We start from the raw sequence: 23,079 nt of genomic DNA on the forward strand, positions 1-23,079 counted from the left end.
GCTTAGAGATTTTCATCCTGCTGGCTACGGCCATAACCGCTTTTTGTACAACCCAGGCAACGTACAAAGGTTTCGGTACCAGGACGCAAGACCAGTTCCTGACCTGCTTCTGTCACATTCCCGCCCGCCAGGGTGAAAGGCAGACTGACTACAAAGGCAGCTGCGCCAATCGCGGTCACGCCCAACAGCAAGGGCCGGGCAATCACGAGGTCACCAATCATGGCAAATATGCCGGGGTTCTCAACATGATCTTGATAAGGCGAATGCGAGTTTTCTTGGGCCAGAACGCTGGCGCTGAGCAGCATGCCAGCCATGAGAGCGGTAGTGTGACGTAACAGGCGCATAGTTGAATCCCTGGTAGTTGCCCATAGGCGTTATTCTTGGAGAGACTCCCATCCGGGGTAGCCTTCAGCCTTCATTGTAGGCACATTACGCCGGTTTCGGAATCAGGTGCGTGAAAATTGCCAACCAGGTCCTGGATCCGACCGGTTTAGCGCTGACAACGCCGACAAAATACCGAGCTGCGTTGACCTAGCCGACACTCTGAAAGCTCTGTGCCACAGACCTTGCAGGGTTGCCCGCCGCGCCCGTAAACAAACAGCTCCTGCTGGAAGTATCCGGGCTGGCCGTCGCCGCCGAGGAAGTCACGCAAGGTGGTGCCGCCGCGTTCGATGGCGTAGGCGAGGATGCGTTTTATCTCTTCGGCGAGTATCTGATAGCGCGCGCGGCTGATGCGCCCTGCTTCACGACGCGGATCAATCCCGGCGGCAAACAGGGCTTCGGTGGCGTAGATATTACCGACACCGACGACCACGGCGTTATCCATGATGAAGGGTTTCACGGCCATGGATTTGCCCCGTGAGCATTGATAGAGCCGCTCGCCGTCGAACAACTCCGACAGCGGCTCGGGACCCAGCCGTGACAGCAGCGGATGCATCTCTCCAGCCTTGATCCACAACATCGCGCCAAAGCGCCGCGGATCGGTGTAGCGCAGCGCCATGCCCGAATCCAGCTCGATATCCACGTGCTCGTGTTTGCCCACTGGACTGCCGATGGGTACCAGACGCAAATTGCCGGACATGCCCAAATGACTGATCAGGCTGCCGCCGCCGATATCCATCAACAGGTATTTGGCCCGGCGACGGATCTGGCTGAAGGTTTGATCTTCTATTTGGATTGCCAGATCTTCCGGGATCGGCCAGCGCAGACGGCTGTCGCGCACAATCAGCCGGGTGACCTTGCGACCTTCCAAATGCGGGGCAATGCCGCGGCGGGTGGTTTCTACTTCGGGTAGTTCGGGCATTTAGCGGCCTGTAAGACGTTAGCGTGGGGACATGTTAGAGGTTATGCGCCGGAGCGTGCTAGAGATTCTGCGTGAGCGCATGTTGAGCGCTGAGTCCGGGTGGGGCATGTTGAGCACTGGGTCTGTGCGGGGCGCCGATCAGCAGCCCCGCTTTGCTGACACGCTGTCCCATCCCTGGGCGCTCGGCGTCGCCCATCCATGGGCTCCGACGGTACAGCAAAGCGGGACTTCTGACCGGCGCCTGATAACGCTGCGTTAGCTCAACATGCCCTCTGAAGCTTTCTGGTTTCTTCTTTTTGACTTGTGGCTCGTGGCTTGCCGCTTTACTAACTATGCAGCCAGTAGGTTCCGAACAGCAGGAGCAAGAGCAGGGGCATGACGCTCATGACGAAGCGTCCGTTCCAACCGAACGCCACGCGGAATGGCGTCTCGCCGCTGTAGCGCGACAGGATCAGCGTCGAGGGTCCGAAGGGTGAGCAGATCATCGCCAGCGAGAAACCGCACATCAAGCCGACCGCCGGGGTCATGATCGGCACGCCCAGCACCGCCAGTTGCGCCAACAGGCCTGCAATCAACGACAGCGAAACGATCGGCGCCACTCCCATCACTGCCAGGGTAATGGTGCTGAACAGGCTGGCGACAGCGAGCAACAGGTTGTATTTGGGTTCGGCGGCGAGCCAGGCGGCGATTTCTTCCAGCGGGGCGATGGCGCCGAGGGCACCACCGAGCAGCGCCGCACAGCCGAAGATAAACATTTCGTTATGCATGCTGCCCATATTCTCGGCTACTTCTTCCAGCGCGCGCTTGGGTGAGCGATCGCGCCACAGGAGGTAACTGATGACTCCGACTGGCACCAGTACCATCGCCGATTGCGACGCGGTCAGGGCCGAGACTGACGCCATGGCGCCAATGGCCAGCAAACCTAACAGACTGCCCAGCAGCAGACTGATCATGCCTTCGGCACGCGTGCTGTCGCCGATATTGTCTCGTAGCGCCAGCAGGCCGCGGGTTTCGCGGCGCCAGCCGACCAGGATCATCATTACCGCCGCAACGATTCCGTAGGGCAGCATGGCGCTCCAGGACAGCTCGGGCATTTCCCGGGAGATGATCGCAATGGTCACACTGGTCGGCGCCAGCAGCGGCACCAAGGCAAAACCACGGAGCGTGGTGACCATGACACTGCGCAGGCCGTCGCGGCGCTGGTCATCGGTCAGTGGATAGCGCTTGAGATGTGTGGTCAGGGTGCCGCAGAGCAGGTTCATCATGCCGAAATTAAGAATCGAACCGATGCTGCCGGCGGTGAGCACATAGCGTGGGTAGAGCACGACCTTGGAGCCGGAGAGCAGCGCCTTATGCAGTTCGCTGAGCTGCGGCAGACGCTTGGCCAGCAGCTGCATCAGGCCAAGCGCCGCGAGGAAGCTGGTGTAATAGGCGGCTGATGCGGCGAGTTTGGGCCACAAGCTCGCGTCCGTTCGCGCATTCAGCGCCGCGGCGATCAATACCGCCAGGGTGATAATGCCCAGCCACTGCGGGTAACGATTAAGGCGGCTGAAATGCAGCAGGAAATACAGCAGAAACACGGCGGCGGCCAGCCAGCTGAGCATCGGCAATTGCAGCAGCAGTGCCGTCAGCTCCAGGCCTACTCCAAGTGGCAGCAGCGCCAGTTTCATACGCGTTGGCTCACGGCAGGTCCTTGCGGTAGGCACCCTTTTTCAACACGCCTTCGCCAAAGCCGATCAGGTTGTCGTTTTCATCCAGCAGATCGCAGGCAGCCATGAATACCTTGTGCCCGGCGCTGCGGCAGGTCGCTACGGCGCGTACCTGGGTGCCGATTTGCGCGGTTGCAGAGAAGTTGACATTGAGTGACAGGGTGATGGCTACCCGTCGTTCTTCGGCGGTCGGTGCCCAGGTGCCGCACAAGCCCATGGCGATATCCAGCAGGCTGGCGGTAACGCCGCCGTGCAGGTTGCCGGCGTTGTTCATATGTCGCGGTGTCAGCGTCAGCCCGACCACGGCGCGGCCTTCGGAATACTCCAGCAACTCACAACCCACATCCTGAAAGAATCCGGTAACGGAGCGTTCTACGGCTTGCTGTTGGTCTTTATTCACGGACACCTACCCTTTTTAACTACGCTATTGTTACTACACTCGTTTCTGCCACATCCGATAGAGATTCAAGCTGACAGCGGCGCAAACCGCCAAGGGCGGGCGTGCTTGTATGTTGAGCTCGATTTGTACCAGCGGGAGACAATTATGCCACAGGCAATACCGACCTGCGGTACGTCGGTCCATCTCAGGCCAGCGAACTTGCGCTGATCCCCGGCAGGATTTAATCTCGCACCATCTTAAACGAAATACTATTCCGCCATGCGGAATTGACAGGGTGAATAAGGAGTCATTGCATGTTCAACCGAATTGGCGTGATCGGCGCAGGAGCCATGGGTCGCGGTATTGCCCAGTTGTTCGCCAGCAGTGGCCAGCAGGTACTGATTTACGATACCCGGGCTGAAGCGATTGATGATGCCATCGCCTTTAATCGCAACCTGCTGCAGCGCTCGGTGGCCAAGGGCAAGCTCAGCGAAGCGGATTTTGAGGCGACCATGGCGCGCATGCAGCCGGCCGCCGAACTCGATGCATTGAAAGATTGCGATCTGGTGATTGAAGCCATCGTCGAGTTGCTCGAGGTCAAGCAGAAGCTGTTCGATCAGTTGGAAGCCATCGTGCGCGAAGACTGCGTGCTGGCGACCAACACCTCTTCCCTGTCGGTTACGCGCATTGCCAGTACCTGCAAGCGGCCCGAACGCGTTGCGGGTTTCCACTTTTTCAATCCCGTGCCGTTGATGAAGATTGTCGAAGTGGTCCGTGGCGAGCGCACCGATGAGCGCTATGTGCAGGGGCTGGTCGAGCTGGCGGAGAACGCCGGGCATTTTGCTGCGATCACTCCGGACACCCCCGGCTTTCTGGTCAACCACGCAGGCCGCGCGTTCGGCACCGAAGCGCTGCGCATTCTCAGCGAGGGTGTGGCGACACCGCAGCAGATCGACCGGATTCTGCGTGATGGCCCTGGCTTTCGCATGGGGCCGTTCGAGCTGTTCGACCTGACTGGCCTGGACGTGTCGCACGCGGTGATGGAGTCGGTCTACGAGCAGTTCTACCATGACCCGCGCTACACCCCGTCCTTTATTGCCGCCCAGCGCGTGGCCGCGGGTTTGCTGGGTCGCAAGACCGGGCAGGGCTTCTATCGGTACGAAGATGGCCAGAAGATCGAGCAGCCAGAAGCCGAACCGGAAACGGTGATCGTCAACCGGCCGTTCTGGCTGGACAGCCATGATGACGTGGTGCGCAGCAATGTATCTGCTGCCCTCTCCGCCGCTGGCGCCACACTGGAAGACACCAATATCCCCAGCCCCGAGGCGATTTGCCTGGTTGCTCCCCTGGGTGAAGACTGCACCAACAGCCTGGCGCGCCAGGCGCTGCCGGCCGAGCGCACGGTCGCGATTGACTGCTTTGCCGACTGGGACAAGCGCCGCGTGCTGATGCGCAACCCGGCCAGCAGTGCCGAGATCGTTGCCCAGGCCCGTCAGGCGCTGAGTGCCGACGGTGTGCCGGTGGAAGTAATCAACGACTCGCCCGGCTTTATTATCCAGCGGCTGATGGCCAGCGTGGTCAACCTTGGCTGCGAGATTGCGCAGAAAGGCATCGCCACGCCGGACACGCTCGACCGTGCCATTCAACTGGCCCTGGGTTACCCCAAAGGCCCACTGGCGTTCGGCGAACATTACAAGAAGTGCAACATTCTCACCGTATTGAACAATCTGCAGGCCGTGTATGGCGAGCCGCGCTACCGTCCCAGCCCCTGGCTGCGACGCCGCGTGCAGCTTGACCTGCCGCTGACCACACCCGACATCCAGGAGTAATTTGAATGACTGCCTATATCTATGATGGTTTGCGCTCCCCCTTTGGCCGCCACGCCGGTGCTCTGGCCAGCGTGCGCCCCGATGACCTGCTCGCTGAAGTCATGCGCGCGCTGGTTGCCCGTAATGGTTTTGAAGGTCGGGATTACGAAGATGTGATCATGGGTTGCACCAATCAGGCGGGCGAAGATGCGCGCAATATCGCGCGTCACGCCGGCCTGCTGGCCGGGCTGCCGCAAGAAGTCGCTGGCGTGACCGTGAACCGTCTGTGCGGCTCTGGTCTGGCGGCGATTCTGGATGCCTCGCGCGCGGTGAAAACCGGCGAAGGCGAGCTGTTTGTCGCTGGCGGTGCCGAGAGCATGAGCCGCGCGCCCTTTGTGATTGCCAAGAGCGAAAGTGCCTACTCACGCGATTTCCGCGCGTTCGACAGCACCATCGGCGCGCGCTTCCCCAACCCCAAGGTGGAAGATGAATACGGCGATGACACCATGCCGCAAACCGCCGACAACGTTGCCGCCGATCTGGGTATTACCCGCGAACAGGCCGACACTTACGCCGCGCGCAGCCAGGCATTGTATGAAGCAGCACGTGCCGATGGTTTTTTTGCCGAAGAAATCCACCCGATTGAAGTCTCCCAGGGCCGCAAGAAGCCAGCCAAGCTGGTGGATCAGGATGAGCATCCGCGTGCAGACAGCACCCTGGAAGTGCTTTCCAACCTGCGTTCGCTGTTCAAGGATGGCGTGGTCACTGCCGGCAACGCTTCCGGCGTGAATGACGGTGCAGCCGCGTTGCTGATTGGCTCTGAAGCTATTGGCCAGAAGTACGGCATCAAGCCGCGGGCGAAGATTCTCGCCGGCGCTGTGTCCGGTGTCGCTCCGCGGGTGATGGGCCTGGGCCCGGTTGAAGCCTGCAAAAAGGCGCTGAGCCGTGCCGGCCTGAGCCTGGATGATATGGACGTGATCGAGATCAACGAAGCCTTCGCTTCCCAGGTTCTCGGCTGCGCCAAGCAACTGGGCATTGCCTTTGACGATCCGCGCCTGAACCCGAACGGCGGCGCGATTGCCGTCGGCCACCCGCTCGGCGCCTCCGGTGCGCGTCTGACCCTGACTGCACTGCGTCAGCTGGAGCGTACCGGTAAGCGTTATGCGCTGGTCAGTCTGTGTATTGGTTTGGGTCAGGGTGTGGCTGCGGTTATCGAGCGCGTCTGATACCTGTCTGTTTTGTTCGTAAACCCTTCGCGGCCTCGCCGCGAAGGGCTTCAAGCACCCATCCCGCCCCACTGAACTAAGCTCCCGCCTTGTTTTCTGATAAAGTGCTCCACCACATCCACCCGTATAGTGAATGCATCAATGCAACTGAACTCCAACCCGTTTGAATGGCTCGGCGAAGCCTTTGGTACCGTCATCCGCCTGTTGGTCGATAGCCTGGCATGGATCTTTGACGTGCTCGCTGGCGCCAGCTCCGCCTTTGTAAACGGTTTCTCCCGGGCACTGGGGGTCGACAGCAATATCTTCACCGTCATCTTTGTGGTGGTTGGCCTGATCATGATTTACGCAGGGGTTCGCGCCTTCCTGCACAAACGCATTTTTGGCGGCGTCATCTGGTGCTTGCTGGGTTTATGGTTGCTTAGCGCACTGATACGCTGGAGTTGATTCCAACCGAGTTTCACCTGGACTATTCGAGGAGAACGTTATGGGTTTCGCATTCAGCAATGATCTACACCTGAGCAGCAGTGCTTTCGGTAACGAAGCGGCTATCCCCAGCAAGCATACCGGCGAGGGTGAAGATGTCTCCCCGGCGCTGAGCTGGAAGAAAGCTCCCGAAGGCACCAAAAGCTATGCCGTGGTCTGCCATGACCCGGACGCGCCGCTGATCTCTGCCAACGGCACCTACGGCTTCGTACACTGGGTGCACTACAACATTCCGGGCTCGGTTACTTCGATCTCCGAAGGCTGTGATCAGCATACCCAGGGCAAGAACAACTTTGGCAAGACCGGTTACAACGGCCCCATGCCGCCCGAAGGCCATGGCAAGCATCAGTATTACTTCTGGGTACTGGCGCTGGACAGCGAACTGAATCTGCCGGAAGGGCTGACATTGTGGGAGCTGCTGGCAAAGGTTGAACCGCATTGCCTGGCGATGAACCGGCTGATCGGTACTTATCAGCGCGGCTAACAAAGCACCCCCAACAAAGGCTCCGACCAGGCCGAGGTCCATCTCGGCCTGGTGATTTAGCTCAGGGTCAGCAGGGGCAGTATCCGCTCACGCAGCGGTGCGTTCATGCGCTGGCGGGTTTCCCGATAGGCTGTGCGATCCAGCGCAGCCAATTCGGCGAGCTTGATGCGGGCCTTGCCCAGCAGTTGATCAGGAGCGGCTAGCTCATCCAGAAAACCGGCTTGCAGTGCCTGCGCAGGGTCCATCGACTCGGCCTGCAGTGCGCAGCGTGACAACCATTGCGGGGTTATGCGTTCCCGGGCCAGCTCCATCGCCGCCGGTGGCATGCTCATGCCAATCGCCACTTCATTCAAGCCCGTAGTAAAGGCGCCATCAGCACCCAATCGATAATCGGCCAGCAGCAACATGAATGCCGCCTTGGCCATGCAATGACCGGTACTGGCAATCACTACAGGGGCCGGGTGATCGAGCAGCGCCAGTGTCAGCCGGTCGCCGGCGGCGCGCATGGCATCGCGTGCCGGGCCGCCCGCGTCAATCACCTTGCGATCGTAACCGGCGCTGAAAATACCCTCGCGGCCGACAATCAGCACCGCGCAGTCGGCTTGAGCAGCTTGATCCAGCGCGGCCAGCAGATACTCGATCATCACCTGCGACAGGGCATTGACCTTGCCGTCATTCAGCGTGATCTCGGCCATGCCATCACGGGTGGCCATGCTCAGGCCGCTCATGAGGCCGCCCGCGCTTCGTCACGCAATACGCGGCGTAGCAGCTTGCCTACGGTGGACTTGGGCAGATCGTCGCGGATTTCCACGGTGCTCGGTACCTTGTAACCGGTCAGATGCTCGCGGCAATGGGCGATGATCTCGGCCTGGCCCAACTTGGGATCATGCAGGCTGACGAACAGCTTGATCGACTCACCCTTCTTCTCGTCCGGCACGCCCACAGCGACGCACTCGCGAATACCAGCGTGGCGCATGACGGCGTCTTCGACTTCATTGGGGTAGACGTTGAAACCGGAGACCAGAATCATGTCTTTCTTGCGATCAACCAGCTTGAGAAAGCCCTCTTCATCGATGACGCCAACGTCGCCGGTTTTCAGCCAGCCATCAGCGAAGGTCTCGGCCGTGGCCTCGGGGCGCTGCCAATAGCCCTGCATCACCTGTGGACCACGGATCAGCAGTTCGCCGGGCTCGCCGCGGGGCGTTTCCTGGCCATCGTCGTCGACCGTCTTCATCTCGGTATCGATTACCGCCTTGCCGATAAAGCCTTCTTTATAGGGCGTGAACGCGGTGGAAGCGACAACCACCGGCGAGGTTTCCGTCAGACCGTAGCCTTCACGCACGACACTGCCGGTACGCTCGAACCAACGCCGTGCGATCTCGGTATTCAGCGGAGCGCCGCCGGAGTTGACCCACTTGAGATGCGAGAAGTCGATGCTGTCGAAATCCGGATGCGCCATCAGCGACACGAACAACGAATTGATGCCGGTCAGCAGCGTGATCCGATGCCGCTTGAGGTCGCCGATCATGCCGTCCAGATCGCGCGGATTGGTGATCAAAATGCTGTGGAAGCCGGTGAATACAGAGGCTATGCAGTTCGCGGTAAAAGCGAAGATATGGTACAGCGGCAGCGGCGAGACGCGGACTTCGTTGCCGTACTCCACATCCCCGGGCTTGATTACATCGACTGCCTGCAGCACGTTGCTGAGAATATTCCGGTGGCTGAGCATCGCACCCTTGGATACGCCCGTAGTGCCGCCGGTGTATTGCAGAATCGCCAGATCATCCAGGCCCTGTTCGGGGCTGACGGCCGGTTGCTGCGCGCCTTCGCGCAGGGCCAACATAAAGCGCGTGAGATCCGCCTCGTCCGACTCGAACACCGGTTGGGTCATATCGTCCATGCTGGTCACGATCAGCTTTTCAATCTGCGTCTCTGGCTGGATCTTGCGCACCATGGGCAGCAGCTTGTCGAGCACGATCAGCGCGCGGGCGCCGGAATCGGCAAACTGATGGCGGGTTTCGAACGGCGTGTATTGCGGGTTGGTGTTGACGATAACCAGGCCGGCTTTCAGTGCCGCAAAAATGCTGATGGTGTATTGCAGCAAGTTAGGCAGCTGGATGGCGATGCGCTCGCCCGGCTGCAAGCCGAGGGGACCGCGCAGGTATCGCGCCAGCGCGTCCGCCTTGGCATCCAGGTCATTAAAGGAAAGGGTGTCCATGCCACAGGAGAAGGCGGGCTTGTCGGCGTAGTCCTGGCAGGCCTTGGTCAGAACATCAGCAAGGCTGGTGTGACCCAACTGCGCCAGTTGAGTGCTGACGATAGTGCCGACAGGGGAATGAGCGGGTGTTGACATGGAAACCTCTTATCGAATCATTATTTTGCACAGCGGAATACAATACCAAAAAGATGCTATTCTATCGTCTAACGCTGTGCAATCATTGAGACAAAACTGCTTGCATACCGCTATGCAGAACGGCCATATCTGCTATGGTTCTGACTCTGTGTGCAACAATAATAGACTGATGTCGAACAATAGGTTTGGAGACGTGCTGGCTCCCAAGCAAGGCCTTTGTTTCGATTGATAAGATCACAAGGTTAATGCCCCATGAATGACGATCTCGAACTACTCAAGGAACCCGCTGTAGCCAAGGACCGCAAGTTTGTCGAGGCGTTATCGCGCGGGCTGGACGTATTGCGCGCCTTCAGCCAGGGCGCGGTGGTCATGGGCAATCAGGACATCGCTCGCATCACCGGGCTGCCCAAGCCTACCGTATCGCGTATGACCTATACCCTGACCAAGCTGGGTTACCTGAGCTATTCGCCGCAGCTGGAAAAGTACCAGCTGGATTCCGGGGTGTTGGCGCTGGGCTATGCTTATGTGTCCAATCTGCGCGTGCGCCAACTGGCCAAGCCGTATATGGATGAATTCGCCCGCTCGACCAATACCTCTGTGGGCCTGACCTGCCGTGATCGTCTGTCGATGATCTACGTCGAGAACTGCCGGCCGGCGGAATCCACCTCGTTGCGTATGGATGTTGGCGTCCGCCTGCCGCTGGCCACCACCGCCGCCGGCCGCGCCTACCTGGCTGCGATGAAAGATGATGAACGCAGCCACGTGCTGGATGCCCTCGCCGCCCGCAACCCGGATAACTGGACCGAAATGCATGCACAGCTGATGGACAGTTTCGAAGACTATCGTCAGCACGGTTTCTGCCTGTCGCTGGGTAACTGGGACCGTAATGTAAACGCCGCCGGCGTACCCCTGTTTCTGCAGGACGGCACCATCATGGCCCTGACCTGCGGCGCACCCTCTTATCTGGTTTCGGAAGAGAAGGTCAAAAATCAGCTGGCGCACCAGTTGGCCATGCTCGCTCGCGACATCGAACGCCTCGGGGTGTGAGCCGCAGCCCTCGCGAGCGAGGGCTGACCATCATCTTGGCTAATCTGTATACATTTCGCTAAAACACGGGCATCGACAACGGCTTTGTTTTTTTGTATTTTGCCTAGCGGAACACGGTTTCATTATTTCGCATAGTGAAACACCTTTTTGAATCAGGCGTTATTTGAACAAGCCGCTGCAAACTGCTGTCGACTTATTTACAGCGTTTCATAACCCGCCAGCGGATTACTCAAAGGCGCTCACACTCGGAGATTTAGCATGTCGGACGTGGTCACACTGGAAAGACAGGGCGCCATTGCGGTCGTCAGAGTCAATAATCCACCCGTCAACGCGCTGGGCATTGCCGTGCGTGAAGGTCTTCAGGACAGCTTCAAGGCAGCCGAAGCCGATCCGCAGGTCAAGGCCATCGTGCTGGTCTGCGAGGGTTCGACCTTTATCGCCGGCGCCGACATCAAGGAATTCGGCAAGCCGCCAAAATCCCCAGGCCTGCCCGAAGTGGTCAGCGGCATCGAAGCGGGCAGCAAGCCCAGCGTCGCCGTGATCCATGGCACCGCACTGGGTGGTGGTCTGGAAGTGGCAGTCAGCTGCCATTACCGCATCGCGCTGAAAAGCGCCAAGGTCGGCCTGCCGGAAGTGAAGCTCGGCCTGTTGCCGGGTGCCGGTGGTACTCAGCGTCTGCCACGCCTGGTCGGTGTCGAGAAAGCCCTGGACATGATTGTCAGCGGCAACCCGATCAGCGCCAGCGAAGCCCTGGAACTGGGCGTGATTGATGAACTGGTTGACGGCGACCTGACCGCTGCTGGCATCGCCTTCGCCGAGAAACTGATTGCCGATGGCAAGGGTGCACGCCGCACCGGCGAGCGCACCGACAAGCTCGATGGCATCGACAATGCCGCCCTGGTTGCCGCCAAGCGCGCCGAAGTCGAGAAGAAAACCCCTGGTTTGTTCTCGCCCCAGCGCTGCATCTCTGCTGTTGAGGCGTCCTTTACCCTGCCGCTGGAAGAAGGTCTCAAGCGCGAGCGCGAACTGTTCGGCGAGTGTCTGGTATCGCCGCAGCGCAGCGCACTGGTGCATGCCTTCTTTACCGAGCGTCTGGCGTCGAAGATCGACGATCTGCCGAAGGACACCCCGGTACGCGAGATCAATTCCGCAGCCGTTATCGGTGGCGGCACCATGGGCGTCGGTATTGCCCTGTGTTTTGCCAACGTCGGTATTCCAGTGAAGATTCTGGAAGTCAGCGACGAGGCCATGGACAAAGCCATGGAGCGTTGCCGCGATACCTACATGATGAGCGTCAAGCGCGGCAGCCTGACCGAAGACGCGATGAACAAGCGTCTGACCCTGGTCGAAGGCGTTACCGACTATGCGGACCTGTCCGGTGTTGATCTGGTGGTCGAAGCCGTATTTGAAGAGATGGGCGTCAAGCAGAAGGTCTTTGAAGCGCTGGATACCCATTGCAAGCCCGGCGCTATCCTGGCCAGCAACACCTCATCGCTGGACCTGAACCAGATTGCCGAGTTCACCAAGCGTCCGCAGGACGTAGTGGGCCTGCATTTCTTCAGCCCGGCCAACGTCATGCGCCTGCTGGAAGTGGTGCGCGGCGAGAAGACTGCCAACGACGTACTGGCGACCGCCATGGCGATCGGCAAGAAGCTGAAGAAAGTGGCTGTGCCGGTGGGCGTGTGCGACGGCTTTGTCGGCAACCGCATGGTCTTCCAATACGGTCGCGAATCTGAATTCCTGCTGGAAGAAGGCGCCACCCCGGCCCAGGTCGATGGCGCGCTGCGCAAGTTCGGCATGGCTATGGGTCCTTTTGCGATGCGCGATCTGTCCGGCCTGGATATTGGCCTGAGCATCCGTACCCGCCAGCGTCAGACCCTGCCGGCCGAGTTCAAGTTGCCGACCATCCTGGACAAGATGGCTGCAGCCGGTATGCTCGGTCAGAAGACCGGCAAAGGTTTTTATGTATACGAAAAGGGTTCGCGTACCCCGCTGAACAACCCTGAACTGCCGGCCATCCTCGAGGCTGCTTCAAAAGAGCAAGGCATCGAGCGCCGTGAACTGACTGACGAGTATATTCTTGAGCGCACCTTGTTTGCGCTGATCAACGAGGGCGCGAAGATCCTCGAAGAAGGCATTGCCCAGCGCAGCAGCGATATCGACGTGATCTACATAAATGGCTACGGTTTCCCTGCCCACCAGGGTGGCCCGATGTTCTATGCTGATAGTCTTGGACTGGATCATGTTTACAACCGGATTTGCGAATTCCACAAGCAGCACGGTGCCTGGTGGAAGCCGGCCCCATTGCTGGAAAAGCTGGCCAAGGAAGGTCGCAAGTTCGCTGATCTCTGAACTTATAAGTACAGATAAAATCGGCCCCCGAGCACTGAGTGCCGGGGGCTCGTATTCGCTTTATAACGAGGACCTTACATGGACATTCATTACACCCCAGAAGAACTCGCCTTCCGCGATGAAGTGCGTGAATTCCTGAAAAACGAGCTGCCGGAAGATATCGCTGCCAAGGTAAAAAATGGCAAGAACATGTCCAAGGAAGATCATCAGCGCTGGCAGAAAATTCTGTCCAAGCGCGGTTGGTACGCTCCCGGCTGGCCGGTAGAGCACGGCGGCACTACATGGGGCCCGGTCGAAAAACACATTTTCGATGAAGAGTCTGCCGCTTTTGGCGCGCCACGCACCATTCCATTCGGTGTGAACATGGTTGCCCCGGTAATCATCAAGTTCGGTACAGAGCAGCAGAAAGAACATTACCTGCCGCGCATCCTGTCTGGTGAAGACTGGTGGTGCCAGGGCTATTCAGAGCCCGGTGCCGGTTCCGACCTGGCCTCGCTGAAAACCCGCGCCGTGCGCGATGGCGACCACTACATCGTCAACGGTCAGAAAACCTGGACCACACTGGGTCAGCACGCCAACTGGATTTTCTGTCTGGTGCGTACCGATCCCGAAGCCCAGCAGCAGCGCGGTATTTCCTTCCTGCTGATCGACATGGCTACCCCGGGTATTACCGTGCGTCCGATCATCACCCTGGACGGCGACCATGAAGTCAACGAAGTGTTCTTCGACGACGTCAAGGTACCGGTCGAGAACCTGGTAGGCGAAGAGAACAAGGGCTGGACCTGCGCCAAGTACCTGCTGACTCACGAGCGTACTGGCCTGGCCGGCATCGGCGCGTCCAAGGCAGCGCTGACGCACCTGAAAAAGGTTGCATCCAAGCAGCAGAAGAATGGCAAGCCGCTGATCGAAGACACCCTGTTCCGCACCCAGGTAGCTGAAGTTGAAATCCAGCTGATGGCAGCCGAAATGAGCACGCTGCGTATCATCGCCGCGGCCCGTGAAGGTGGCGTACCCGGTGCCGAGAGCTCGATCCTCAAGGTCAAGGGTACCGAGATCCGTCAGGCGATCACCAACCTGCTGCGCAAGGCCGTTGGCCCTTACGCCCTGCCCTTCCTGCCGGAAGAGCTGGAATACGATTTTGATGGCGAGATGTTGAACAGCGAGTCCAGCCCAGCGCTGGCCGGTGATTATTTCAACATGCGCAAACTGTCGATCTTCGGCGGATCCAACGAGATCCAGAAGAACATCGTCTCTAAAATGATTCTGGAACTGTAGGAGATTAGTCATGGACTTTAAACTCACAGAAGAGCAACAGATGCTGCAGGAAACTGCGGCCCGTCTGGTACGTGATACCTACACGTTCGACAAGCGTGAAAAGGCCAGCGCCAGCGACACCGGCTTCAGCCCTGAATTCTGGCAACAGATGGGTGAACTGGGCCTGACCGCGATTCCGTTCCCGGAAGAACTCGGCGGCTTCGGCGGCACTGGCGTGGAAAACATGCTGATCATGAAGGAACTGGGCCGCGGTATCTGCCTGGAGCCCTACATGGAGTCGGTGATTTTCGCCGGCGGTCTGATCACCCAGCTGGGTTCCGATACTCAGAAAGACGAGCTGCTGGCCGGTATCGCCAGCGGTGAGCTGCAGGCGGCCGTCGCTCTCGACGAGCCCAACAGCCACTATCAGCTGTCTGAAGTGCAAACCACTGCCAAGCAGCAGGGCGACAGCTGGAGCCTGACCGGTCGCAAGGCCGTTGTTATCGGTGGCCACACCGCTGGCAAGATTCTGGTGTCTGCACGTACCGCAGGTGATCTGCGCGATCAGCAAGGCATCAGCCTGTTTATCGTTGATCCGGCCAGCACTGGCGTCACCCGCCGCAACTACGCGACCGTAGACGGTCGTAAAGCCTGCGAACTGTTCCTGGACAACGCCCAGGGCGAACTGCTGGGTCAAGCCGGCGAAGCCTTTGACGCCATCAGCTACCAGGCTGGTCGTGCCATGGCTGCACTGTGCGCTGAAGCCGTCGGCGCGATGGAAGTGGCCTGCGACATCACCCTGGACTACCTGAAGACACGCAAGCAGTTCGGCGTGCCGATCGGCAAGTTCCAGGCACTGCAGCACCGCATGGTGGATATGCGTACCGAGCTGGAGCAGGCTACTTCGATGGCCATTCTGGCTGCCTGCGTAGCTGATGAAGCCGATAACGCTGAACGCACCCGCACCCTGACGGCGGCCAAGTTCATGATCAACCGTTGTGGCCGCAAGGTCGCCGAAGAGGCTATTCAGCTGCACGGCGGCATCGCGATGACCTGGGAATACTCCCTGGCTCACTACGCCAAGCGCCTGGTCATGATCAGCCACCAGCTGGGTGACGACGACCATCATCTGGAAGCCTACGCCAATCAGATGAGCGTTGCCTGATAGCTTCAACTCGCGGAATAACGGCAAATTAGCCGTTATTCCGGCACTTATGCCGTCACATATTGCACATAGGTACTAGATAGGTACTATCGGCCAGGGTTCAGGCTCGGTATCCTATGGCACCCCTTTCGAGCGCCCTTGCGGGCGTCCTACAGACTTTGGAGGACTAGCGTCCATGAAAATCCTCGTCGCCGTTAAGCGCGTGGTCGATTACAACGTCAAGGTTCGCGTCAAAGCGGACAATTCCGGTGTCGATCTCGCCAACGTCAAGATGTCCATGAACCCCTTCTGCGAAATCGCCGTGGAAGAGGCCGTGCGCCTGAAAGAAAAAGGCGTTGCGACTGAAGTGATCGCCGTTTCCGTCGGCCCCGTAGCCGCCCAGGAACAACTGCGTACTGCACTGGCTCTGGGTGCTGACCGCGCCATTCTGGTCGAGTCCGCCGATGACTTGAGCTCGCTGGCCATTGCCAAGCTGCTCAAGGCCGTTGTCGATAAAGAACAGCCCCAGCTAGTCATTCTCGGCAAGCAGGCTATCGATTCCGACAACAACCAGACCGGCCAGATGCTGGCTGCGCTGAGCGGCTACGGCCAGGGCACCTTCGCCTCTGCTGTGGAAGTCTCCGGCGAGAGCGTCAAGGTCACCCGTGAAATCGACGGCGGCCTGCAGACGGTTGACCTGAAACTGCCAGCGATCGTCACCACCGACCTGCGCCTGAACGAGCCGCGCTATGCGTCGCTGCCGAACATCATGAAGGCCAAGAAAAAGCCGATGGAAAACCTCAAGCCGGAAGATCTCGGCGTGAGCGTCTCTTCTACCGTCAAGACCATCAAGGTCGAAGCGCCGGCTGCCCGCAGCGCGGGTATCAAGGTCAAGAGCGTCGACGAGCTGGTCGACAAACTCAAGAACGAAGCCAAGGTGATCTGAGATGACGATTCTAGTTATTGCTGAACACAACAACGCCGAACTGAATGCCGCGACGCTGAACACCCTGGCTGCTGCCAAAGCGATCGGTGGTGATATCGACGTACTGGTCGCTGGCGAAGGCTGCTCTGCAGTCGCTGATCAAGTGGCCAAGGCCGAAGGCGTAACCAAGGTGCTGCTGGCGGATAACGCTGCCTACGGCCACCAGTTGCCGGAAAACCTGGCACTGCTGATTGCTGAAGTTGGCAAGAGCCACAGCCACATCCTCTGTGCTGCCAGCACCAACGGCAAGAACTACGGCCCGCGCGTCGCTGCACTACTGGACGTGGATCAGATCTCCGAGATCATTGCGGTCGATAGCGCTGATACCTTCAAGCGTCCGATCTATGCCGGTAACGCGATTGCCACCGTGCAGTCCAGCGCTGCGGTCAAGGTCATCACTGTACGCGCCACCGGCTTTGACGCCGTTGCAGCCGAAGGCGGCAGCGCCAGCGTCGAGGCGGTTTCCAGCGTCCAGGACGCCGGTGTATCGAGCTTTGTTGGCGAAGAGCTGGCCAAGTCCGACCGTCCTGAACTGGCCGGTGCCAAGATCGTGATCTCCGGCGGCCGTGGCATGCAGAACGGTGACAACTTTAAGCACCTGTACTCGCTGGCCGACAAGCTTGGCGCGGCTGTAGGCGCTTCGCGTGCCGCGGTTGACGCAGGCTTTGTGCCCAACGACATGCAGGTCGGTCAGACCGGCAAGATCGTTGCGCCGAACCTGTATATCGCTGTCGGCATTTCCGGTGCGATTCAGCACTTGGCCGGTATGAAAGACTCCAAAGTGATCGTCGCGATCAACAAGGACGAAGAAGCGCCGATCTTCTCGGTAGCCGATTACGGTCTGGTTGCGGATCTGTTTGAAGCGATTCCGGAGTTGGAAAGCAAGGTGTAATAGCCGCTTTACGCTAAACGCCTTAGGAAAACCCCGGTTCGCGAGAGCCGGGGTTTTTTATTGGGCTTTTGGGAAGTCAAAGTCACAGTCAAAATGGATTCCCGCCTGCGCGGGAATGACGAGGTATTGCGGCGTGACGGAGTCTGTATTTACCGCAACTGTGTAAAAGTGCGCTTCGCAATACTGTACATCCAGAAGCCCTGAATGCCGTTATACGCAACAATCTGTATCATTTATTGTCATTTTATGCCGCCATATTAACCTTTCATTACCTCAAGTCTTTTGCAATGTGTCTCACGCAAAGTAAAATGCCATTCTGATTAGCGAAACATAAATACAATAATGTTCCGCACAGCGGAATATAAAAGGCGTCTTCTATGCGAATTTCTCTTTCCAGGCTCGCCACCACACTGGCATTAGCGTTTACCCTGCCAATAGCAGCCGTTGCCGAATCTGCTCTACCCCGCGTCATGGTCTGGACCGCTTATGGTACCGGCGCTGCCGGGTACGCCCAGGCTGCAGCGTTGGGCGGGCTGCTGAAGTTTGAGGAGAATAGCAATATTCGTATCCTCCCCGGCCGCAATGACGTGTCTCGAATGATCCCCCTTAAAACCGGCCGCGCCGGCTACTGCCTGTGCGGTATCGCCAGCTACTTTGGCCAGGAGGGAATATTCCTGTTCAACAAGCCGGACTGGGGTCCGCAGCCAATTCGTATGGTCCTGGCATCACAGGGCACTCAGAGCTTTGGCCTGGCCGCCGCCGCCGATACCGGCCTGAAGCATCCAAGCGAATTGAAGGGCCAGCGCATCATCTTTATCCGCGGCGCCGACTCCATCAACATGATCACCAGCGCGGTACTGGCCTATGGCGGACTCACCTGGGACGATGTGCGCCGGGTCGATGCCTCCGGCACCAATGAAGCCATTGAAGCGCTGATCAACGGCCATGCCGACATCATGCCCATGTCTACTCGCACCCCCTTGATGGAGCGTATCGCCGCCAGCCCGCGCGGGATCAGCTGGCTGGGCATGCCCAACGAAACACCGGAAGAGAAAGCTGCCTGGGCACGTGCAAAACAGATTATTCCTTATTACCTGCCACAGTTCGAAACACGTGGCGCCGGTGTTTCGGAAGAAACCCCCTGGCACGGTGGTGGGTACGCTCTGCCAATTCTGGTGACCAATGCCGATCGTGATACTGACGAGATCTATGCGTTGACGCGCTTTGTCGATGAGCATTACGACGAATTCAAGAATCTGGCGCCTGGCGCTGAAGGCTGGGAGTTGAGTCGTCAGGTGTTTGACTGGGTGATGCCCTACCACGAGGGGGCTATCCGCTATTTCCGTGAAGCGGGTGTCTGGACCGAGGCGCATGAAGCGCATAACCACAATCTGCTACAGCGCCAGCAACTCATGCTTGATGCCTGGGAAGAGCAGCTAGCTGCCTCGGCTGACCTGCCGCTACCCGAGTTTCAACGCAGCTGGATGGAGCGCCGCAGCCAGGTGCTGACCGCTGCCGGATTCGATCCGGGTTTCCAGCGCTGAGCGTTAACCACACCCGAATGATTTGACTGCCAGCCGGCTTTTGCTGGCTCGACCACGTATGACCATGAGGCTGATATGTCAGAAGAACAACAAGACCTGCGCAACCCGCTGACGGGCAAGATACTAGCCATTGGCGCGCTGCTGACCGCAACCCTGGCTATCTACCAGATCTTCAATCTGGGTACCTACACCGGCTTCACCATGCTCACCAGCCAATATATCTATGCGCTGCTGGCGATGATGCTGCCTACGGTATTTATCGCCATCCCATTAGCCCGCGGCCGCCGAATCGAGCCAACGCCCTGGTATGACTGGCTTCTGGCAGTGGCCAGCTCGCTGTGCTGCATATTCTTTATCATCAACTCCAACGAAGCGGTCGATGAAGGCTGGGAATACGCCGCGCCGCAGAATGTGGTCTACATCAGCTTGCTGACCTGGGCCCTGGCGCTGGAAGCCACGCGTCGCTGCGGCGGCTGGCCAATCTTTATCGTGGTATTTCTCGCGTCGCTATTCCCGCTATTCGCCGGCTACCTGCCGGACAGCTTTGCCGGTATTTCCACCCCTATCGATCTGGCCGCGATCTATCACACCAACAGTGACGAGAGCCTGCTGGGCATTCCTTCTCAGGCCTTCGCCAACCTGGTGATCGGCTTTCTGTTGTTCGGCATCGCACTGCAGCGCACCGGCGGCGGCAAGTTCTTTATCGACCTGGCGTTCGCATTGCTGGGCAAGGTCCGCGGCGGGCCGGCCAAGGTTTCGATCTTTTCCAGCGGCCTGATGGGCTCAATGTCCGGCAGTGTAGTGACCAACGTATTGACCACCGGCCCGCTGTCTATTCCGGCGATGCGCAAGGTCGGCTTCAGCAAGACCTACGCCGCTGGCGTGGAAACCTGCGCCTCGACCGGGGGCGTGTTGATGCCGCCGGTAATGGGCGCGACGGCCTTCGTCATGGCGACCTTTCTCGATATTCCCTATGGCGATATCGCCCTGGCCGCGGCCATACCATCGGCCCTGTATTTCTTTGGTTTGTTTACCCAGATCGATTTCTACGCAGCCCGCAATCGTCTGGCCGGATTGCCAGCGATTGACTTGCCGAAGATCAAACAGACCATGATCGAAGGCTGGCACTACATTTTCGTTTTCGCTTTTCTGATCTGGATGTTGCTATTCATGAAGCAGGAAGCGATTGCGCCGTTCTATGCGACCGCTCTGCTGCTGGTGATCAACCAGCTGCGCAAGCACAGCCGCTGGAAATGGCAGGATTTCAAGGACTTTGCCGAATCCTGCGGGGCGCTGTTCGCCGAACTGACCGGCCTGATGGCCGGGGTGGGCCTGATCATGGGTGCGCTGGCGGTTTCCGGCATGTCTGGAACCATTGCCAACGACCTGCTGTTTATCGCTGGTGGTGACATGCTGGTGCTGCTGATCATGGGCGCCTTGACCAGCTTTATTCTCGGCATCGGCATGCCGGTGACCGCCGCCTATATCTTCCTCGCCATTGCCCTGGCTCCGGCCTTGATCAATGGCGGGATGAACCCGATGGCTGTGCACATGTTCATCCTCTACTGGGGCATGCTCAGCTTTATCACACCGCCAGTGGCCATCGGTGCCTTTGCCGCTGCTTCGGTAGCGGGGTCCAGCCCGATGCGGACCAGTCTGGTTTCCATGCAAATGGGCAGCATCATCTACTTCATCCCCTTCTTCTTCGTGCTGGAGCCAGCCCTGTTGCTGCAAGGCACTGCGACAGAAATCATCATCGCCATTGCCTGCGCTGTGGGCGGTATCGTGCTGATCTCGGGGGGCTTGCAGGGTTACCTGCCGAAACTCGGCGATCTTACCGAGCGCGGACTGTTGCACTGGCCATTGCGCCTGGGGTTGATCGTTGGCGGGCTGTTCCTGGCGATGCCCCACAACCCCTATATTCTGATCAGTGAGCAGACCCTGTTTATCCTCTCCTTTGGGCTGATCGCGCTGACTCTTGCCCTGGGCCTTGTGCATAGGCGTTGGGCGCCGGCTTGAGGAGCTGGCCGGGCATCAATTGTCCGACAGCTTCCAGGTCAGCACGGATCGCTAGCTAAACCAGCGCCACCGGGGTTAGCGGTGAACCAACAGCACCGGGTAGGCGCAGCGGCGGCGCGGTCAGCATAAACCGCGAGCGCCCGTTGGCGCGCAGATAGCTGGCCAACTCGCTGAGGTACCAGAGTTCGCCCAGATGAATGCCGAGCTTGAACAGGCAATGCTCATGCAGCGGCAGTGCGGCGCAACAGCCCTGCCCTTCACGCGCCGGGTAGGCCTCGACCGCATAGTTGTCGGCGATCAACACGCTCAGGCCGCTGTCAGTGATCCATTGCAGCAGCAATGGATCGCGACCATCCAGCACCGCACAGCTGTTTTCCAGCGTGGGCGCATCCGGATTCTTGCGCATACCCAGCACCACATCGGCAAAGCCGGTATACAGGCAGACCATGTCTCCCGGTTCGATCACCACCCCGTCCAGTTTCAAGATCTGCTGCAGGCGTGCGTAATCGACCAGTACCCGCTCGTGGCCACAATGTTTTTCCAGATCGATCATCACCGCACGGCCGCTCACCGCGGTCTCGGCCATTTTCTCGATCCCCAGACGCTTGGCGCAGACGCCTTCCAGCGCATCCTCGTGACCACTTGGGCCCTGAATATCTTCACCGGCGCGCCAGCCGTTGTAGTACAGCGGTTCAGCTTCGCCGTCACCGTCCGCGTCGAACAGCGCGCCGACATGCGAGAGCGCGTCCCACTGGGTGGAATACTGGGTGAACAGCAACACCGCATCGTCGCTGACCACGTCGGTAAAGCTCGGGTTGATACGGTTCAGGGCGAAATTGTAGTTGAGCTTGTCACCGCGCCCGGAGGTAAAGCGCCGCGGAGGGTGACGCAGGCGGTTCAGGGCGTTGCCGCCGGGATAATCCAGCGGCAGGCTGAGGCAGAATGAGCGGCCTTCATGTACCTCGGCTACGCCCTGCAACACCTTGTCAGGGGTGAGCAGATTAAGCCTGCCGAGTTCATCGTCGGGCCCAAAGTCACCCCAGTTAGACCCTTCCGGGCGGTTTTTCCAGCGCATGAGCGTCTCCTTTGCGTTCGCGGCTTCAGCCCTCAAGATGCCATGCTCAAAGGCGTCGGTCACGCTTATCACCCCCGGTGTTGCATGAACATAACAACCGCTCGCGAAAAAGCCGCGTGCAGCTGTCGCCGCGAATATGGCCGGCATGGTTTAATTGCCACCCCTTCTATTCACTACCGATGGACACCCAAATGGATTGGCTGCAAGTCATTGTTCTGGCCATGGTGCAAGGCCTGACCGAGTTCCTCCCCGTTTCCAGTTCTGCCCACCTGATTCTGGTACCCGCACTGACCAGTTGGGAGGACCAGGGTCTGGCCTTTGACGTGGCGCTGCATTTGGGCAGTCTTTCGGCGGTGGTGATCTATTTCCGGCGCGATCTGATCAAGATGACCCGCAGCTGGACGCGTTCGGTGACCCACCGGGAGATGGACAGCGACGCACGCCTGGCCTGGGCGGTTATTCTGGGCACTATCCCTGTCGGCATTGCCGGGCTGCTGCTCAAAGACAGTATCGAAACCGTGCTGCGCTCGCCCATCTATCTGGCGATCGGTTTGATCGTGTTCGGTCTGCTGCTGAGTTGGGCCGACTGGCGCCACAAGGGTGAGCGTGAAGTCGAGGAGATGAACTGGAAGGATGTATTGTTCATCGGTCTGGCCCAGGCCGTGGCGCTGTTCCCAGGCACTTCCCGCTCGGGCATAACCATGACCGCTGGCCTGATGCTCGGTCTCAGCCGCGAGGCCTCTGCGCGCTTTTCCTTTCTGCTTTCGATTCCGGTGATCGTGATCGCCTGCGCACTGAAGTCATTCGATCTCGCAACTGCCGGCGTGCCAGTAGATTGGGCCTTCATGATCGGCGGCGTAGTCGCCTCCGGTATCAGCGCCTTTCTGTGTATCCACTTCTTCCTGGCGTTTATCAATCGCATCGGTATGCAGCCGTTTGTGATCTACCGCATCATTCTGGGGGTCGCGCTGCTCTGGATGTTCCTCTGAACCGTCAGGCTACGCTAGCGGGCCTGATAAAGG

The 23,079-nt window shown here is 59.0% G+C and carries 20 protein-coding genes; 13 read left to right on the forward strand and 7 right to left on the reverse strand.

The window, feature by feature from the left end:
• Positions 1-2: 2 nt before the first annotated feature.
• The 4 genes from DT594_RS11400 to DT594_RS11415 all read right to left on the reverse strand — a co-directional run bounded on the left by DT594_RS11400 (position 3) and on the right by DT594_RS11415 (position 3,412).
• A complete protein-coding gene (locus DT594_RS11400; protein WP_149332790.1) occupies positions 3-344 on the reverse strand; it encodes a multidrug transporter in 342 nt (113 codons plus the stop codon).
• A 146-nt stretch (positions 345-490) separates the two neighbouring features.
• Positions 491-1,303 (reverse strand): bifunctional DNA-formamidopyrimidine glycosylase/DNA-(apurinic or apyrimidinic site) lyase, encoded by an 813-nt coding sequence (gene mutM / locus DT594_RS11405; RefSeq protein WP_149332791.1) that lies wholly within the window; start codon positions 1,301-1,303, stop codon positions 491-493.
• 326 nt (positions 1,304-1,629) lie between these two features.
• On the reverse strand, positions 1,630-2,973 hold the full coding sequence (locus DT594_RS11410) for a hypothetical protein (protein WP_149332792.1): 1,344 nt from the start codon (positions 2,971-2,973) through the stop codon (positions 1,630-1,632).
• 10 nt (positions 2,974-2,983) lie between these two features.
• A complete protein-coding gene (locus tag DT594_RS11415; protein WP_149332793.1) occupies positions 2,984-3,412 on the reverse strand; it encodes a PaaI family thioesterase in 429 nt (142 codons plus the stop codon).
• Positions 3,413-3,705: 293 nt separating this feature from the next.
• Between DT594_RS11415 and DT594_RS11420 the strand changes: the two genes are divergently transcribed.
• The 4 genes from DT594_RS11420 to DT594_RS11435 all read left to right on the forward strand — a co-directional run bounded on the left by DT594_RS11420 (position 3,706) and on the right by DT594_RS11435 (position 7,392).
• Positions 3,706-5,220: a 3-hydroxyacyl-CoA dehydrogenase gene (locus DT594_RS11420; protein WP_149332794.1), complete on the forward strand. Its 1,515-nt coding sequence runs from the start codon at positions 3,706-3,708 to the stop codon at positions 5,218-5,220.
• Positions 5,221-5,225: 5 nt separating this feature from the next.
• Positions 5,226-6,425, forward strand: a complete 1,200-nt coding sequence (locus DT594_RS11425) for a 3-oxoadipyl-CoA thiolase (protein WP_149332795.1) — start codon at positions 5,226-5,228, stop codon at positions 6,423-6,425.
• A gap of 141 nt (positions 6,426-6,566) precedes the next feature.
• Positions 6,567-6,869, forward strand: coding sequence for a hypothetical protein (locus DT594_RS11430; RefSeq protein WP_231703270.1), 303 nt, complete (start codon positions 6,567-6,569; stop codon positions 6,867-6,869).
• 40 nt (positions 6,870-6,909) lie between these two features.
• Entirely contained in the window at positions 6,910-7,392 is a 483-nt protein-coding gene (locus DT594_RS11435) for a YbhB/YbcL family Raf kinase inhibitor-like protein (protein ID WP_149332796.1), read from the forward strand.
• A 56-nt stretch (positions 7,393-7,448) separates the two neighbouring features.
• Here the strand turns inward: DT594_RS11435 and DT594_RS11440 are convergent, their stop codons facing one another.
• A complete protein-coding gene (locus DT594_RS11440; protein ID WP_149332797.1) occupies positions 7,449-8,120 on the reverse strand; it encodes a crotonase/enoyl-CoA hydratase family protein in 672 nt (223 codons plus the stop codon).
• Positions 8,117-9,745 carry an AMP-binding protein gene (locus tag DT594_RS11445; protein WP_149332798.1) on the reverse strand — a complete coding sequence of 543 codons (1,629 nt, stop codon included), beginning with the start codon at positions 9,743-9,745 and terminating at the stop codon, positions 8,117-8,119. The genes DT594_RS11440 and DT594_RS11445 overlap by 4 nt, the downstream gene beginning before the upstream one ends.
• Before the next feature lie 252 nt (positions 9,746-9,997).
• Here DT594_RS11445 and DT594_RS11450 point away from each other — a divergent pair, with 252 nt between their 5' ends.
• The 8 genes from DT594_RS11450 to DT594_RS11485 all read left to right on the forward strand — a co-directional run bounded on the left by DT594_RS11450 (position 9,998) and on the right by DT594_RS11485 (position 20,982).
• The gene (locus DT594_RS11450) at positions 9,998-10,792 is read left to right on the forward strand and encodes an IclR family transcriptional regulator (RefSeq protein ID WP_096346975.1); all 795 of its coding nucleotides are present in this window, start codon (positions 9,998-10,000) and stop codon (positions 10,790-10,792) included.
• 258 nt (positions 10,793-11,050) lie between these two features.
• On the forward strand, positions 11,051-13,144 hold the full coding sequence (locus DT594_RS11455; RefSeq protein ID WP_149332799.1) for a 3-hydroxyacyl-CoA dehydrogenase NAD-binding domain-containing protein: 2,094 nt from the start codon (positions 11,051-11,053) through the stop codon (positions 13,142-13,144).
• Positions 13,145-13,222: 78 nt separating this feature from the next.
• Positions 13,223-14,419 (forward strand): acyl-CoA dehydrogenase family protein, encoded by a 1,197-nt coding sequence (locus DT594_RS11460; protein WP_149332800.1) that lies wholly within the window; start codon positions 13,223-13,225, stop codon positions 14,417-14,419.
• 10 nt (positions 14,420-14,429) lie between these two features.
• Entirely contained in the window at positions 14,430-15,563 is a 1,134-nt protein-coding gene (locus DT594_RS11465; RefSeq protein ID WP_096346978.1) for an acyl-CoA dehydrogenase family protein, read from the forward strand.
• Between the two features lie 175 nt (positions 15,564-15,738).
• On the forward strand, positions 15,739-16,488 hold the full coding sequence (locus tag DT594_RS11470) for an electron transfer flavoprotein subunit beta/FixA family protein (protein WP_149332801.1): 750 nt from the start codon (positions 15,739-15,741) through the stop codon (positions 16,486-16,488).
• Position 16,489: 1 nt separating this feature from the next.
• Complete coding sequence (locus DT594_RS11475; RefSeq protein ID WP_149332802.1) at positions 16,490-17,419, forward strand: electron transfer flavoprotein subunit alpha/FixB family protein; 930 nt, start codon at positions 16,490-16,492, stop codon at positions 17,417-17,419.
• A gap of 377 nt (positions 17,420-17,796) precedes the next feature.
• The gene (locus DT594_RS11480; protein WP_149332803.1) at positions 17,797-18,963 is read left to right on the forward strand and encodes a TAXI family TRAP transporter solute-binding subunit; all 1,167 of its coding nucleotides are present in this window, start codon (positions 17,797-17,799) and stop codon (positions 18,961-18,963) included.
• A gap of 75 nt (positions 18,964-19,038) precedes the next feature.
• Complete coding sequence (locus DT594_RS11485) at positions 19,039-20,982, forward strand: TRAP transporter permease (protein WP_149332804.1); 1,944 nt, start codon at positions 19,039-19,041, stop codon at positions 20,980-20,982.
• A 55-nt stretch (positions 20,983-21,037) separates the two neighbouring features.
• Here the strand turns inward: DT594_RS11485 and DT594_RS11490 are convergent, their stop codons facing one another.
• On the reverse strand, positions 21,038-22,057 hold the full coding sequence (locus DT594_RS11490) for a cyclase family protein (RefSeq protein ID WP_149332805.1): 1,020 nt from the start codon (positions 22,055-22,057) through the stop codon (positions 21,038-21,040).
• Between the two features lie 191 nt (positions 22,058-22,248).
• On the opposite strand from DT594_RS11490, the gene DT594_RS11495 reads away from it, so the two are divergent.
• A complete protein-coding gene (locus DT594_RS11495) occupies positions 22,249-23,046 on the forward strand; it encodes an undecaprenyl-diphosphate phosphatase (protein WP_149332806.1) in 798 nt (265 codons plus the stop codon).
• Positions 23,047-23,079 lie beyond the last annotated feature (33 nt).

This window comes from Halopseudomonas laoshanensis, assembly GCF_008365385.1.
GTDB classification, from domain to species: Bacteria; Pseudomonadota; Gammaproteobacteria; order Pseudomonadales; family Pseudomonadaceae; genus Halopseudomonas; species Halopseudomonas laoshanensis.